The organism is Flavobacterium sp. TS_SC_5 (assembly GCF_056156265.1).
This window is the reverse complement of the sequence record NZ_CM149588.1, coordinates 3,341,809-3,355,284: the sequence shown is the minus strand read 5'-3', so window position 1 is coordinate 3,355,284 and position 13,476 is coordinate 3,341,809. Positions and strand designations below refer to the sequence as shown.

Genomic DNA, 13,476 nt, shown 5'->3' with positions numbered 1-13,476 from the left:
ATCTTATTGGCTGTTATATCCAAAATATTTTTTAAATTTTGATTCACTCATTTACAAGTATTGTTTAAAATTATATATTACTAGGTATGCGTAATAAAACTATCCATTGATGTTCTTAGTTGGTGTTCTTAAAATATATGTAAAACTGTAAATTTATATGTTTTTATAAGAATAAACTATTTAATTTATGAATAGCTTATACACTTTTATACAATTAATATTAGCTATTAGAAAAAGGTTTTAAGGATTAGTTTTCAAAAATAAAATTTTTAAAAGGAATCACTTTACGGTTTTCCACATTTTGATTATTTTATTTTTGCTTTTGTATTTTAGTGTTTTGTTTACTAAATAATTTTAAGATAATATCACGAAATGTATTTCTTTATCCAAAATGATAAGCAAAAAGCGATGTTTATAAAAAAGCTACTTCAAAACTTTTTCGATAAGTAACAAAACGCAAAATTAAAATTAGAATTAGAATTTTGTCCAAAATGGTATTTGATGGTTATTTACAGTAAGCATAATTACGAACATTAAGATAGACTGCCGATATTAATAATAATGTGTTTAAAAAATGCTGCTTAATGCAAATTGATTTGTCAACTTCAAATTGGAATACAAGAATTAGAAAATTAGTCGTAAAAAAGTAAGTTAGTTTTTGGATTCTATAATTGTATTTTTAACGGTGTACTCAGGAGTGTATTAAACAGTGTACTGGGTTATATTTGCTTTTTGATGTTTTTTTAGTAGATTAGCTAAAAATTCTCGGATTTAGTACACTTTTCGATAAAAAACATAAAAAAACCCCAACGTTTGTTGGGGTTTTGTGACCTTGACTGGATTCAAACCAGTAACCTCTTGAGCCGTAATCAAGTGCGCTATTCAGTTGCGCCACAAGGCCATTTTGTTGCTATTGATGTCTTAATTAAGGCGTCTTAGCGGGTGCAAATATAGGTATAAATGTGTAATTTGCAAGTGTAAAATTGTAAAAAATAAAAAAAATATGGCGTTGAAAAATTATATCCGTGATATTCAGGGTTTTCCTAAACAAGGAATTTTGTTTAAAGACATCACTCCGTTGCTAATTAATCCCAAAGCAAGGAAGAAATGTCTTGAAATACTGATTTCGTCCTTGAAAGACAAAAAAATTGACAAGGTAATAGGAGTGGAAAGTCGGGGATTTTTCTTTGGAATGTTGATTGCTCAGGAATTGAATGTTGGTTTTATTCCAGTTCGAAAACCCAACAAGTTGCCTTATGAAACTATTTCGGCGACTTATGATTTAGAATATGGAACAGATACTTTAGAAATTCATACCGATGCGATTCAAAAAGGGGATAGAATCCTGATTCACGATGATGTTTTGGCAACTGGCGGAACGGCGAAAGCAGTTTGTGAATTAGTGGAACGATTGGGCGGAGAAATCGTGCAATGCAATTTCCTGATGGAATTAGCTTTCTTGAATGGAAGGGCAAAAATCAAGGGAAATGAAATTTTTGCTGCAATTACGTATTAATCTAGCGCACGCGTCGTTACGTAGTACCTAAAACTAATAATTGCCATTTGCCATTTCTTGGCTTTTGCCAAATCCAAACGCTTCTTTGTGAAACTTGGTAAAATGACTTTGTTTATTTTGGCTAGAATTTTATACATACAGTTTTATTTTGGACAAAGATATAAAAAAAGACGGTCTTGATGGGGACCGTCTTTTGGGGTTATTAATGGGAGTTTATTTTTTATGAAATTCTTTTGTTTCAATTTCAATAATCCCATTCAATGCTTTTTTTCCATATTTTTTTAACGCATTCTGTTTTGTGCTTTCAGGTCCATTTGATGGCTTTTGAGCACCAACTGAAAAAATATCCTCTGGCTTTAATTTATTCAAAGCTTTATAATCACTGATTTTTCCATTAATAATGATAATAGCTTTTTTATAGTCGACATTTTTATCATTTTGAATTCTCGTAATATTGTCTTCTGGCGCAGAGGTTTCAAAACTAATTCCCCAACCTTGATTATCCTTTTTAGCAGGGTCTACTTTTGGAGCTTTAGATTTAAAAGTTGGAGGAGCAGGAGGAGATGGTAGCTCTGGTATCACTTCTTTCGCATCCAAATAGCTTTTAGTAATAATACGGATTGAGTTCTTAGTTGAAGTCCCCTCTTTTTGAACATTAACTGAGCTAATATGATTTGGATTCATACTTTCGGCCTCTAGCGGGCTTACTTTTTTTCCGTCAATAAAATATTCTGCATCACCAGGAACACCATTTATTTCAGTAGTTTTTTTTGTAATTGTATAGGTGTTTTTTGGTTTTTGAATAATTTTTAAACTGTTAGGATCTACATTTTCTATACCTAAATCAGTTGCTGGAGTATTAAAATTAAATAGACTAATACTTTCTGCTCTTTTTTCTTTTGTTACAATTTTAATTATAGATTTGTTATTCTCGTTAATGACATTCATTGTGGCTATGTCATCCGGATTGCTGCGATCTAATTCTTCGTTGCTCACTTTTTTACCGTCGATATAAATTTCCTTTTCGATTATTGACGGGGCATTAGGAGCAATAGGCGTACTTTTTTGATTGTTGCTATTTTCATCTGAACCAAAATTTACAGAAAGCATCCCATTATTATTTTTAGACACTATAATGGCAAATTTATTTATTGCTTCATTTCCTTTTGTTTCCATTTTCTGAGCAATTTCTTTTCCTTTTTTTAAATTAACTTTAATGGCGGTTAATTCGTTTTTAGAATTTCTTTTGATACCGGAAAAATCAGCTATAATGGCATAGTTTTCTTTTAAATTCCTAGATTTTTCTTCTAGTTCTTCATCAGTAGTGTTTTTGTCTATTTCATAAACATCTTTTGGTTGTTCATCTGTTTTTATAATTTTTGTTGATGCTTGGAAATATACTTTTTCCTGAGCAACTACTTCAATTTGAAATAAAGATACAAATGCTACTAAAGCCGGCAGAACAAGCGTGTACTTCCAGGAATTCGATTTTTTTGATTGATTTTTGTTTAACATAACAATTCGTTTTTTGATTAATGATTGATAAAAATGATTAGTAATGGCAACACAATTTTCGTGTGTTGTTATTTTTAAAAATGTGAATTGATATGCTTTTTTGTCTAATATTTTTTTTGAGGCTTCGCTGTCAGCGATGAATTCTAGGTTTTGTAAAATCGCTTTTTTGTACAACCAAATAAATGGATTGAACCAAAAAAGGATACAAAACAGTCTTGAAATCAATACATCAACAGTATGATTTTGCTCACTATGCACTTTTTCATGTTCCAAAATATTTTCTAGTTCGGAACTGCTGTATAAGGACGAATTGTAAACGATAGTATTAAAAAATGAGAACGGAGCGAGGTTGTCTTGTAAGTCAATGAATTTAAAATCGGCTTGACGTTTTATTATTTTTCCTTTAAATACTTTTTGTAAACTGTAAAAATCAAAACCAAATTTAGTTAATAGAAATAATGCACCCATACAGTACAGCACTGCTAATCCAAGATAAATATATTCTTCTGTATGGTCTTCATTTACAGTTGTAGTTATAGGTAATGATGACCAATCATAATTTACAGGAGTAGGTTCGACCCAGATTATTTTCGTAAAAACGACTAACGGCAAAAGAACGGAAGTAAATAAACCCAGTAACAGAAACCAACGATTGCTGGTAAAAAAGGTTTCTTTTCGCAACATAAAATGATAAGCCAAATAAAACAGCGCAATTAATCCACTGGATTTGATAAGATAAATATAGAATGCTTCCATAAATATTGTTGTTACTATATAGTTTATATTTCCTCTTTTTGATTTTCAATCATGGCTAAAATTTCCCGTAATTCAGCTGCAGAAATTTTTTCTTCTTTGGCAAAATGCGATACCATATTTTTATAAGAACTATCAAAATAATTATCGATTGCCGTACTCATAAAGCGCTTTCTATAATCTTCTAAACTCACTATAGGATAATATTGGTGCGTGTTCCCAAAGGCATTGTGAGAAACAAAACCTTTTTCTTCGAGATTGCGCACAATGGTTGAAAGTGTGTTGTAATGCGGTTGATCTTCTGTTATTTCTGCAAGGACTTCTTTTACGAATGCTTTTTTGAGCTTCCATAAAATGTGCATGATTTCTTCTTCTTTATTAGTCAGTTTTTGCATGATTTTTTTATTTAAATCAAACTTACAACTAATTTTATAGTTGCACAACTATAAATGCAGTTTAATAACTATTTTTATAGTTTTTTTAACTTCTTTAAGTAGTTTCTGGAAACTGGAAAATCTTTTGATCAGAGACGTTATTATGAAAATATGGTTATGTGAGGGATAAAAGCTAGCTACCGAAGTAGCGCGTATATCCCGAAAGTTCGGGACGACAGCTATAAAGAAAAGGGGCCAGTAACGATGTTGTTGCTAAGCCCCTTTTTTTTATAGGGTCACGCCCAAAGAATGATAATGGAATTAGTTTTGTTCTTTTTGAACGAGTTTTTGCAGCCAGATACAGCCTGCGACTGATAAAATCCCTAAACTTCCCATGACAAACCAGTTGGCTTGATAGCCAAAAGTGGCTATAATTTCTAGTCCCGTCTTAGAACTTGCAATGTGTGCCAAGCTGAAACTCATTGTAAACAGTGCCATATAGCGACCCTCGTGTCCTTTTGGCGCTCGGCTTAACGCAAAAGAATTAGAGAACGGGAAGATGAACATTTCTCCAAAAGTGATAAAAAGGATACTCACAATTAATATTCCTGCCCACATATTAATCATTAAAACATAGAAACTTAGAGACATCAGCAACGAACCCCAAAGTATAATTTTGAGTTTATCGATGTTTTTTCTTTGGCTTATACTTACAATTGGCATTTCGAGAAAGAAAATCAAAAGCCCATTTAAGGATAATAAAAGTCCGCTTTGAAACTCGGTTAAACCAAATTTTTCATTGTGATATAAAGGCAAAGTGGTGAAAAGTTGAAAGAAAAGCATGGCCGTTATAAAACAGATAAAGAGAAAAATCCAGAATATCTTGTCTTTGAAAACGGAAGCAGGTATTTCGGTTTCGCTATTTGCGGAGTCTAAATCGGCTGGTTTTTTGCGCTCTTTTACTAATAAGGTAAAAATTAATATTGAAATAATACAAGAACTTCCATCTACCCAAAACAATCCGCTGTAGCCTAAATTCATGATAATCAAACCTCCTAAAGCCGGTCCAGCTGTAAATCCTAAATTTACCGCTAATCGAACTAAAGTCAGCGCTCTGGTGCGATTTTCAGGCTTAGCGTAGGTCGCTAAGGAAACGAACATGGCGGGACGAAACATATCAGCAACGGTCATAATGACGAACATACCAATGCATAATCCCCAAAATGTTCGAATGTATTGTACTAAAAACAGCAGTATTCCGCTGGTGAACAAACTGAAAACCATTATTCTATAGAAACCTATTTTATCAGATAATTTGCCACCAAGCCACGAACCAAGCATGGAACCAAAACCAAAAGCTACCATAATCCATCCGACTTGTGCATAGGAAAAACTCAAATCTTCTTTTAGATATTTTGATAAGAAGGGCAAGACCATGGTACCAGCGCGATTGATAAAAGTAATTAGGGTAAGTATCCAAATTTCTCTGGTGAAGCCTTTGAAATTATTTATGTAACGTTGAAAAGCTGTTTGAAACATATAATGAGTTATAATTTCACAAAGGTAGAAAACTTTGTTCCGATGCGCCTTTGTGTCCTAGTAACTTTTAAACTATTTTTGCATAAAAATAAAAACATGAGAACGCTATTCACTTTGTTTATTTTATTACAATTGAATATTGGCTTTGGCCAAGATAAATTTGACGTTTCGGCTGTTGCCAAATTTCAAAAGGAATTGAACGAAGAATATGCGGATGCCAAGAAAAGTCCTTTGACTGCAGAAGATTTAGCAGAGTTCAAAACACTTGATTTTTACCCTGCAAGCGAAACTTTTTTTGTGGTCGCAAAGTTTATCAGAACTCAAAAAGAGAAACCATTTGAAATGGAAACGTCTACAGACAGAAAACCATTGTATGTCAAATATGGCGAACTTTCTTTTACAATTGACGGTCTGGATTTTAAACTGAATGTCTATAAAAACATTGAACTTTCAAAAAAGAAGGAGTATAAAGACTATTTATTTCTGCCGTTTTCCGATTTGACTTCAGGCAAGGAAAGCTACATTGGCGGGAAATATATCGATTTAAGAATTCCAAAAGGAGATACCATCGTAATTGATTTTAATACATCATACAATCCATATTGCGCATATAATCACAAATATTCCTGTCCAAAAGTTCCTTTGGAAAATGATTTGGATATCGAAATAAAAGCAGGAGTTAAAAAATTTCACGACTAATGGAATTCTTTAATCTGCATACGCATAAATGGACTAATCAACCGAATGTGTTGGAATTAGTGAATCAATATCCTCAGGAATTTGATGCAACAATTCCGAATTATTCCATCGGGATTCATCCTTGGTTTATCGTTGAAGAACGAATAGAAGCTGACTTGGCGATAATCGAAAGTAAATTGCAAGAGGCAAATTGTCTCGCTGTAGGCGAATGCGGATTGGACAAACGCATCGATATTCCGATGGAATTGCAACAAATGGTTTTCGAAAAACAATTGCTTTTGGCACAGCAATATCAAAAACCAGTGGTTATACATTGCGTTGCGGCTTTTCAGGAACTGATTGCCATTAAGAAAAAATTGAATATTTCAGTTCCAATGCTGGTTCATGGATTTTCGAAAAATATACAAGTCGCCAAACAAATACTGGACAATGGATTTTATATTTCGTTTGGGAAATATTTATTGCTCAATCCAGAACTGGAAGCTGTTTTTAAAAGCGTTCCTGATAATCGATTTTTTCTGGAAACGGATACGGTTGAGGAAGGAATTGAGGCAGTTTATGAATTGGCAGCAAAATACAAAGGAATTTCAGTCTCAGAAATAAAAGAAAAAGTGAATACAAATTTTAATGAAGTTTTTGATTTCAAAATTTTTCAAAAACATTAAACTTTAAACAAAAAACAATGGCAGAGTGGACAGAAAGAGCCGAACTTTTATTCAAAAAAGAAGGTTTAGATAATTTGAAAAATGCAAATGTATTGGTTGTAGGATTGGGTGGCGTTGGTTCTTTTGCAGCTGAATTTTTGGCAAGAGCAGGAGTGGGAACCATGACTATTATTGATGGTGACGTAGTTGATATTACCAATGTAAACCGCCAATTACCTGCTTTACATTCGACCGTGGGACAACCAAAAGTTACTGTTGTTGGTGATCGATTAAAGGACATCAATCCAGAATTGAAATTGACTCGGGTACAGGAATTTCTTTCGCCGGAACGTGCTTTCGAAATTGTTTCAGAGGAATTTGATTATGTTTTAGATTGCATTGACAGCGTGACTCCAAAGCTAAATTTGATCATTGGTGCCAAACGAAAAAGAGTCAAAATTATAAGCAGTATGGGCGCTGGCGGGAAAATGGAAGCTTCTAAAGTGAAAGTAACAGATATTACGAATACTGTGAATTGTTATTTTGCTAAAACTATTCGAAGACGATTGAAAGAATTTAAAATTGATAAACTAAAAGTGGTTTTTTCTTCTGAAATTCAGGATGAAACGAGTTTGAAAATGACCGATGGATCCAATTTCAAAAAATCATTTTACGGAACAAACAGTTATATTCCTGGGTTATTTGGCTTGTATGCTGCAGAAACCGTGATTCGCTATTTACTTAAGAAATAGTGTTCAGAATTCAGTTTTTTTAGTATTCAGTTCTAAAAAATCTAAAAAGTCTAAAAATCTAAAGAGTCTAAAAATCTAAAAAAATGATACAAACCGTAATTTTTGACATGGATGGTGTAATTGTCGATACTGAACCCGTACACCGCTATGCTTATTTCAAACAATTTGATGAGTTGAATATTCCTGTTACAGAGGAAATGTATACTTCATTCACCGGTTTTTCTACTCGAAATACGTTTCAGAAATTGAAAGAAGTTTTCGTTATAGAACAAGAAGTAGAGGATTTGATTCAAAGAAAACGAAACATCTTTAATGATGCTTTTGATAGTAAGGCTGATTTGGAATTATTGGAAGGTGTTGAAAATCTTATTAAAGAATTATATCAAAATGGCATGCAATTGATTCTGGCTTCTTCGGCATCCAAAGTTACTATTGAACGTGTTTTTAGCAGGTTTAAATTGCATGAGTATTTTACGCATGTGGTAAGCGGAGAAGATTTTCCTAAATCAAAACCACATCCTGCAATTTTTGAACATGCCGCAAGTTTGTCAATTGCACCAAAAGAAAACTGTATCGTTATTGAAGACAGCACGAATGGAATAAAAGCGGCGAAAGCTGCCGGAATTTTCTGTGTGGGTTACAACAGTATTCACTCTGAGGCGCAAGATTTATCGGAAGCTGATGTTGTAATTAATCACTTTAACGAATTGGGTTTTGAAGCTGTTACCAATATTGATTCTAAATTAAGGAATAATTAACATTTGAAAGCCATTGAATTTGTAAATTTGATGACACAAAAATTTAAAACATGAAAAAAATAATCATTGTATTTGCCATTATTATAGCAAATTTCACCATCGAAGCTCAGGTAAAAACACCTCAATCCAGTCCAAAATCTACCATCATGCAAGAAGTAGGTTTGACAGCTGTAGAAATTAATTATTCAAGACCAAGTGCCAGAGGAAGAGCCGTTTTTGGAAATTTAATCCCTTTTGGAAAAGTATGGAGAACTGGGGCTAATGAAAATACAACCGTATCTTTTAGCGACGATGTTGTTATTGACGGTAAAATCTTGAAAAAAGGAAAATATTCATTGTATACAGTTCCAAAAATAGAAAGTTGGGAAATAATTTTCTACAAAACTACTGATAACTGGGGTAATCCAGAAGAGTGGAAAGAAGAAAATGTAGCACTTAGAGCTACGGTTAAACCAGAAACTTTGAATAAGAGTGCAGAAACATTCACTATTGGAATTAGTGGTTTAGATAATAATTTTGCCTTTTTAGAAATATACTGGGAGAACTCGTATGCAGCAGTAAAATTTGAAGTGCCTACACAACAAAAAGCAACAGCAAATATCGATAAAGCATTAGCTGGACCAGCTGCTGCTGATTATTTTTCTGCAGCTCAATTTTTATTCCAATCAAATGGCGACAATGCAAAAGCTTTAGTTTACATAAATAAAGCGTTGGATATGACAAAAGACAAACCGTTTTGGTATAATAGATTGAAATCATTGATTCAAGCTAAACTTGGTGATAAAAAAGGAGCAATCGAAACTGCGAAATTATCCCTTGCGGCGGCTGAAATTGCTAAAAACCAAGACTACGCAAAAATGAATAAAGATAGTATCGCAGAGTGGAGTAAGAACTAATTACCCTCACTGTTTTATAATAAAATCCCGTCTCCATTATAGTTAAAGAGATGGGATTTTTTATGCGCTATCCTGATATTTGGAAAACCATTTTTTTTTATCAAAGATTTATATTCCAATTTTCGGGTGGTTTTAAATATTATAAATCAATTAACACCTCAAAATTTAATGAGATTCCGTAATTGCCTAATTTTGTTTAAAATCTGAAATTTATAATGACAAAAAATATTCCAATTTCCCTATTAGAATTAGCAATAATCACCGAAAATAGTAATGCAAGCGAAACACTACAAAAAACAAAAGCGTTAGCACAACTGGCTGACAATTTAGGATATAAACGATTTTGGCTAGCCGAACATCATAATATGGCGCATGTAGCCAGTACAGCGACGGTTGTTTTGATTGGTTATATTGCCAGTCAAACGCAAAACATCCGTGTAGGTTCTGGTGGTATCATGCTCCCCAATCATGCGCCGTTAATTATTGCAGAACAATTTGGTACTCTTGAAATACTGTATCCAAACCGGATTGATTTAGGATTGGGAAGAGCGCCAGGAACGGATGGATTAACTGCACAAGCGATTCGGAAAGATTTCTTCGAGCAATCGCAACGCTTTCCTCAAAATGTTGCTGCGCTTCAGGAATTTTTCTCGGAGGACAATGCTACTGCAAAAGTGCGTGCTTTTCCTGCTGAAGGGACAAAAGTTCCTATTTGGATTTTAGGCTCTAGTATGGACAGCGCTGCTTTGGCTGCAGCCAATGGATTACCGTATGCTTTTGCAGGACATTTTGCACCGAAACAGATGTATCAGGCATTTCAGTTTTATCGAGATAATTTTGAGCCTTCGGAATATTTAGACCAACCCAAAACGATGGCTTGTGTAAATGCAATAGCTGCTGATACTGATGAAGAAGCCGAAAAATTAGCAACGAGTTTGACTCAGATGTTTCTGAATTTGATTCGGAATGATAGAAAACCATTGCAGCCGCCAGTTGATTCCCTCGATGGAATTATGAGCGAAGAAGAGCATTTTCATGTCAATCAAATGACTGCTTGCTCGTTTGTAGGAAGTAAAGAAAAATTAGTTGCCGAATTGAAACAGTTTATTAATTATACTAAAATCGATGAATTGATGATTACCAGCCCGATTTTTAATCATGACGATAAATTGAAAAACATTCGAATAATGAAAGAAGTTATCGATACAATATAATAGTATTTATTTCCTTCTTAAAAATAAAATAATCCTGCAGCGTTAAACATTGCAGGATTATTAATTTATTACTCATAATTATCAATATGTCATTGATAATTTATTATTTAAAACTTCCTACCATATCTTCGGGTTTAACCCAAGCATCAAAATCTTCTGAAGTTACGTATCCTAATCGTACTGCTTCTTCTTTTAAAGTTGTTCCATTTTTATGTGCAGTTTGAGCAATTTCAGCTGATTTGTAGTATCCAATTTTAGTATTCAAAGCCGTAACCAACATCAATGAATTGTCAACCAATTCTTTGATGCGTTTGTAGTTAGGTGCAATACCTTGTGCGCAATGTTCGTCAAAAGATATACAAGCATCACCTAATAAACGAGCTGATTGTAAGAAATTTGCAGCCATCAATGGTTTGAAAACATTCAATTCATAATGCCCTTGCATTCCTCCAACAGAGATGGCAACATCATTCCCCATAACTTGTGCGCAAACCATCGTTAATGCTTCACATTGTGTTGGGTTTACTTTTCCGGGCATGATGGAAGATCCCGGCTCATTTTCCGGGATAAGGATTTCTCCAATTCCTGAACGTGGTCCAGAAGCAAGCATGCGAACATCATTAGCAATTTTGTTCAAAGAAACAGCCAGTTGTTTTAATGCTCCATGAGTTTCTACGATAGCATCGTGTGCTGCTAAAGCTTCAAATTTGTTTTCGGCAGTTACAAACGGATGTCCAGTAAATTCAGCGATATATTCTGCTACTTTTACATCATATCCTTCTGGAGTATTTAATCCGGTTCCAACAGCAGTTCCACCTAAAGCCACTTCTGATAAGTGAGCTAAAGTATTTTTGACAGCTTTCAATCCGTAGTTCAATTGCGCTACATACCCTGAAATTTCTTGTCCTAACGTAAGTGGAGTAGCATCCATCAAGTGTGTACGACCTATTTTTACAACATTGTTGAATTCAACTGCTTTTGCATGTAGTGTATCTCTTAATTTTTCAACTCCGGGAATAGTAACTTCAACAACTGCTTTGTAGGCCGCAATGTGCATACCGGTAGGGAAGGTGTCATTTGAAGATTGTGATTTATTTACATCGTCATTGGCTTTAACGAATTGTTCGCCTTCGCCAATGTTGAATCCTTTAAGAACTTGTGCACGATTTGCAACAACTTCATTTAAGTTCATGTTACTTTGCGTACCTGAACCGGTTTGCCAAATTACCAATGGAAATTCATTATCTAATTTTCCGGCTAGGATTTCATCACAAACGGCAGCAATGGCGTCGCGTTTTTCGACTGGCAAAACACCTAAATCACAATTGGCATAAGCCGCTGCTTTTTTAAGATAAGCAAAACCTTCAATGATTTCTTTAGGCATCGAAGCCAATGGGCCTATTTTGAAGTTGTTTCTTGAACGTTCTGTTTGTGCGCCCCAATATTTATCAGCTGGAACTTGCACTTCACCCATGGTGTCTTTTTCTATTCTGAATTTCATTTTGTTGTTATTTAGGAATAATTATGTCTTTTACTACTTTTTAGCCCTGATGGGAATGAAAATCCTTTTCTTTTTACTTTCAAAAAGAAATGATTGGAGTGAACAGTCGGAAACAGCTCCAGATTCAGAGTCCTAAAATACGGATAATTCCTTTTTTATAAAAATTGATTGATAGTTTTTGTAGTTTTTTATTGGTACGAAAAGGAATTAAACTTACATTTGTAGCTACATTCAAAATTCCGGAAAACATGTTTGAATTTTCACAGTACTTAGGCTTTTTACTTTTCTTAACCATTCTTACTATAGGATTTTGGTTGATGTTTTTTCTAGTTGGTTTCGTATCCTATTGGGTAGGTGGAGCAAGTTGGGAAGCATACAAGGAGAAAAGAGCAAAAAAGAAGCAAGAACAATCAGTTTAATCTTTTTGTTAAATAAAAAAAGGACTCATTTATGGGCCCTTTTTTTATGTTTATACTTTTTGGACGTGCAAATAAAAACTGGACATAATCTTATAGTCTGTTTAAATGCATTTTATTGGTATTGCTGAAACTTACACTTGAATAATTCCATACTTTTTCAGACCTATCACAGATTATGGATTAGAATTTTATTAATTTTGCGGCTTTTATTTGACTAACCTTATAGGCGAAACCGCCAATAATAGTCTGTAAATAATTTTGAATATCAGCACAAATAAAAAATTATTTGAAAGATATTTTTTTAATTATTTTTTTAGCATTATTTCACATTAAAAACTAAAATACATTCATGAAATACTCAAGATTAACAAAAGAGCAATTTAAAGAATTGAATCAGGAATTCAGTACTTTTTTAGCAACCCAAGCGATTGATAAAGCGGAGTGGGATACAATTAAAGCTTCAAAACCCGAAGTTGCTGAACAAGAATTAGACGTTTTCTCTGATTTAATTTGGGAAGGGGTTCTTTCAAAAGCTACTTATTTAGAACATTTTTCTAAAAATCATATTTTCCTTTTTCATTGTTTTGATACGTATGTTCAATCGATTGTTTTGAAATCATTGGTTCCTGAAGTTGATTTTTTGACCAAAGAAGGATTGCAATGGCTTAGCGATAATATGTTTACGGATACTATTGAAATGAAAGTTGGAAAAAAAGAGTTTACCGAAGAGCGTAATACTTCGATTTTTGAACTGATACAACAAGGTTCATTTTTAAGCGATGGACTTTTATATCAGCAAATAAATGAAATTATGACATCATAATTGCATTGCTATTTCTTTTAAATTGGTTATTTTAGTACACTTTTTCAAAACTAAAATAGCCAATTTTTATTTT

General features: G+C 33.4%; 14 protein-coding genes and 1 tRNA gene. 9 read left to right on the top strand and 6 right to left on the bottom strand.

The genetic code is table 11. From position 1 onward, the window contains the following. Positions 1-827: 827 nt before the first annotated feature. Positions 828-901, bottom strand: a tRNA-Arg gene (locus tag AC0J6S_RS14465). Positions 902-1,003: 102 nt separating this feature from the next. On the opposite strand from AC0J6S_RS14465, the gene AC0J6S_RS14460 reads away from it, so the two are divergent. After that, complete coding sequence (locus tag AC0J6S_RS14460; RefSeq protein WP_474954452.1) at positions 1,004-1,516, top strand: adenine phosphoribosyltransferase; 513 nt, start codon at positions 1,004-1,006, stop codon at positions 1,514-1,516. Here the strand turns inward: AC0J6S_RS14460 and AC0J6S_RS14455 are convergent. The 4 genes from AC0J6S_RS14455 to AC0J6S_RS14440 form a co-directional block, all read right to left on the bottom strand. Beyond that, the gene (locus AC0J6S_RS14455; protein WP_474954451.1) at positions 1,513-1,653 is read right to left on the bottom strand and encodes an SsrA-binding protein; all 141 of its coding nucleotides are present in this window, start codon (positions 1,651-1,653) and stop codon (positions 1,513-1,515) included. The genes AC0J6S_RS14460 and AC0J6S_RS14455 overlap by 4 nt on opposite strands. 76 nt (positions 1,654-1,729) lie before the next feature. Next, a complete protein-coding gene (locus AC0J6S_RS14450; protein ID WP_474954450.1) occupies positions 1,730-3,787 on the bottom strand; it encodes a M56 family metallopeptidase in 2,058 nt (685 codons plus the stop codon). Positions 3,788-3,810: 23 nt separating this feature from the next. After that, on the bottom strand, positions 3,811-4,179 hold the full coding sequence (locus tag AC0J6S_RS14445; RefSeq protein ID WP_113633657.1) for a BlaI/MecI/CopY family transcriptional regulator: 369 nt from the start codon (positions 4,177-4,179) through the stop codon (positions 3,811-3,813). A 300-nt stretch (positions 4,180-4,479) separates the two neighbouring features. Further along, the gene (locus AC0J6S_RS14440) at positions 4,480-5,697 is read right to left on the bottom strand and encodes an MDR family MFS transporter (RefSeq protein ID WP_474954449.1); all 1,218 of its coding nucleotides are present in this window, start codon (positions 5,695-5,697) and stop codon (positions 4,480-4,482) included. A 96-nt stretch (positions 5,698-5,793) separates the two neighbouring features. On the opposite strand from AC0J6S_RS14440, the gene AC0J6S_RS14435 reads away from it, so the two are divergent. The 6 genes from AC0J6S_RS14435 (at position 5,794) to AC0J6S_RS14410 (ending at position 10,660) form a co-directional block, all read left to right on the top strand. Next, positions 5,794-6,396 (top strand): DUF1684 domain-containing protein, encoded by a 603-nt coding sequence (locus AC0J6S_RS14435; protein ID WP_474954448.1) that lies wholly within the window; start codon positions 5,794-5,796, stop codon positions 6,394-6,396. Further along, positions 6,396-7,061 (top strand): TatD family hydrolase, encoded by a 666-nt coding sequence (locus tag AC0J6S_RS14430; RefSeq protein ID WP_474954447.1) that lies wholly within the window; start codon positions 6,396-6,398, stop codon positions 7,059-7,061. The genes AC0J6S_RS14435 and AC0J6S_RS14430 overlap by 1 nt, the downstream gene beginning before the upstream one ends. Before the next feature lie 17 nt (positions 7,062-7,078). Beyond that, the gene (locus tag AC0J6S_RS14425) at positions 7,079-7,792 is read left to right on the top strand and encodes a tRNA threonylcarbamoyladenosine dehydratase (RefSeq protein ID WP_474954446.1); all 714 of its coding nucleotides are present in this window, start codon (positions 7,079-7,081) and stop codon (positions 7,790-7,792) included. 83 nt (positions 7,793-7,875) lie between these two features. Continuing rightward, positions 7,876-8,550 carry an HAD family hydrolase gene (locus AC0J6S_RS14420; protein ID WP_474954445.1) on the top strand — a complete coding sequence of 225 codons (675 nt, stop codon included), beginning with the start codon at positions 7,876-7,878 and terminating at the stop codon, positions 8,548-8,550. A 50-nt stretch (positions 8,551-8,600) separates the two neighbouring features. Next, a complete protein-coding gene (locus tag AC0J6S_RS14415; RefSeq protein WP_474954444.1) occupies positions 8,601-9,446 on the top strand; it encodes a DUF2911 domain-containing protein in 846 nt (281 codons plus the stop codon). A 215-nt stretch (positions 9,447-9,661) separates the two neighbouring features. Next, the gene (locus tag AC0J6S_RS14410; protein ID WP_474954443.1) at positions 9,662-10,660 is read left to right on the top strand and encodes an LLM class flavin-dependent oxidoreductase; all 999 of its coding nucleotides are present in this window, start codon (positions 9,662-9,664) and stop codon (positions 10,658-10,660) included. A 103-nt stretch (positions 10,661-10,763) separates the two neighbouring features. Here AC0J6S_RS14410 and fumC read toward each other — a convergent pair whose 3' ends face one another. Then, entirely contained in the window at positions 10,764-12,161 is a 1,398-nt protein-coding gene (fumC, locus tag AC0J6S_RS14405) for a class II fumarate hydratase (RefSeq protein ID WP_474954442.1), read from the bottom strand. Positions 12,162-12,325: 164 nt separating this feature from the next. Between fumC and AC0J6S_RS14400 the strand changes: the two genes are divergently transcribed. Beyond that, on the top strand, positions 12,326-12,580 hold the full coding sequence (locus AC0J6S_RS14400; RefSeq protein ID WP_474956386.1) for a hypothetical protein: 255 nt from the start codon (positions 12,326-12,328) through the stop codon (positions 12,578-12,580). Between the two features lie 349 nt (positions 12,581-12,929). Then, complete coding sequence (locus AC0J6S_RS14395; protein WP_474954441.1) at positions 12,930-13,403, top strand: DUF6495 family protein; 474 nt, start codon at positions 12,930-12,932, stop codon at positions 13,401-13,403. Positions 13,404-13,476: the final 73 nt, after the last annotated feature.

Coding starts and splice junctions, on each gene's coding strand:
- AC0J6S_RS14460 (WP_474954452.1), top strand. CDS start 1,004: ATGGCGTTGAAAAATTATATCCGTGATATTCAGGGTTTTCCTAAACAA.
- AC0J6S_RS14455 (WP_474954451.1), bottom strand. CDS start 1,653: ATGTATAAAATTCTAGCCAAAATAAACAAAGTCATTTTACCAAGTTTC.
- AC0J6S_RS14450 (WP_474954450.1), bottom strand. CDS start 3,787: ATGGAAGCATTCTATATTTATCTTATCAAATCCAGTGGATTAATTGCG.
- AC0J6S_RS14445 (WP_113633657.1), bottom strand. CDS start 4,179: ATGCAAAAACTGACTAATAAAGAAGAAGAAATCATGCACATTTTATGG.
- AC0J6S_RS14440 (WP_474954449.1), bottom strand. CDS start 5,697: ATGTTTCAAACAGCTTTTCAACGTTACATAAATAATTTCAAAGGCTTC.
- AC0J6S_RS14435 (WP_474954448.1), top strand. CDS start 5,794: ATGAGAACGCTATTCACTTTGTTTATTTTATTACAATTGAATATTGGC.
- AC0J6S_RS14430 (WP_474954447.1), top strand. CDS start 6,396: ATGGAATTCTTTAATCTGCATACGCATAAATGGACTAATCAACCGAAT.
- AC0J6S_RS14425 (WP_474954446.1), top strand. CDS start 7,079: ATGGCAGAGTGGACAGAAAGAGCCGAACTTTTATTCAAAAAAGAAGGT.
- AC0J6S_RS14420 (WP_474954445.1), top strand. CDS start 7,876: ATGATACAAACCGTAATTTTTGACATGGATGGTGTAATTGTCGATACT.
- AC0J6S_RS14415 (WP_474954444.1), top strand. CDS start 8,601: ATGAAAAAAATAATCATTGTATTTGCCATTATTATAGCAAATTTCACC.
- AC0J6S_RS14410 (WP_474954443.1), top strand. CDS start 9,662: ATGACAAAAAATATTCCAATTTCCCTATTAGAATTAGCAATAATCACC.
- fumC (WP_474954442.1), bottom strand. CDS start 12,161: ATGAAATTCAGAATAGAAAAAGACACCATGGGTGAAGTGCAAGTTCCA.
- AC0J6S_RS14395 (WP_474954441.1), top strand. CDS start 12,930: ATGAAATACTCAAGATTAACAAAAGAGCAATTTAAAGAATTGAATCAG.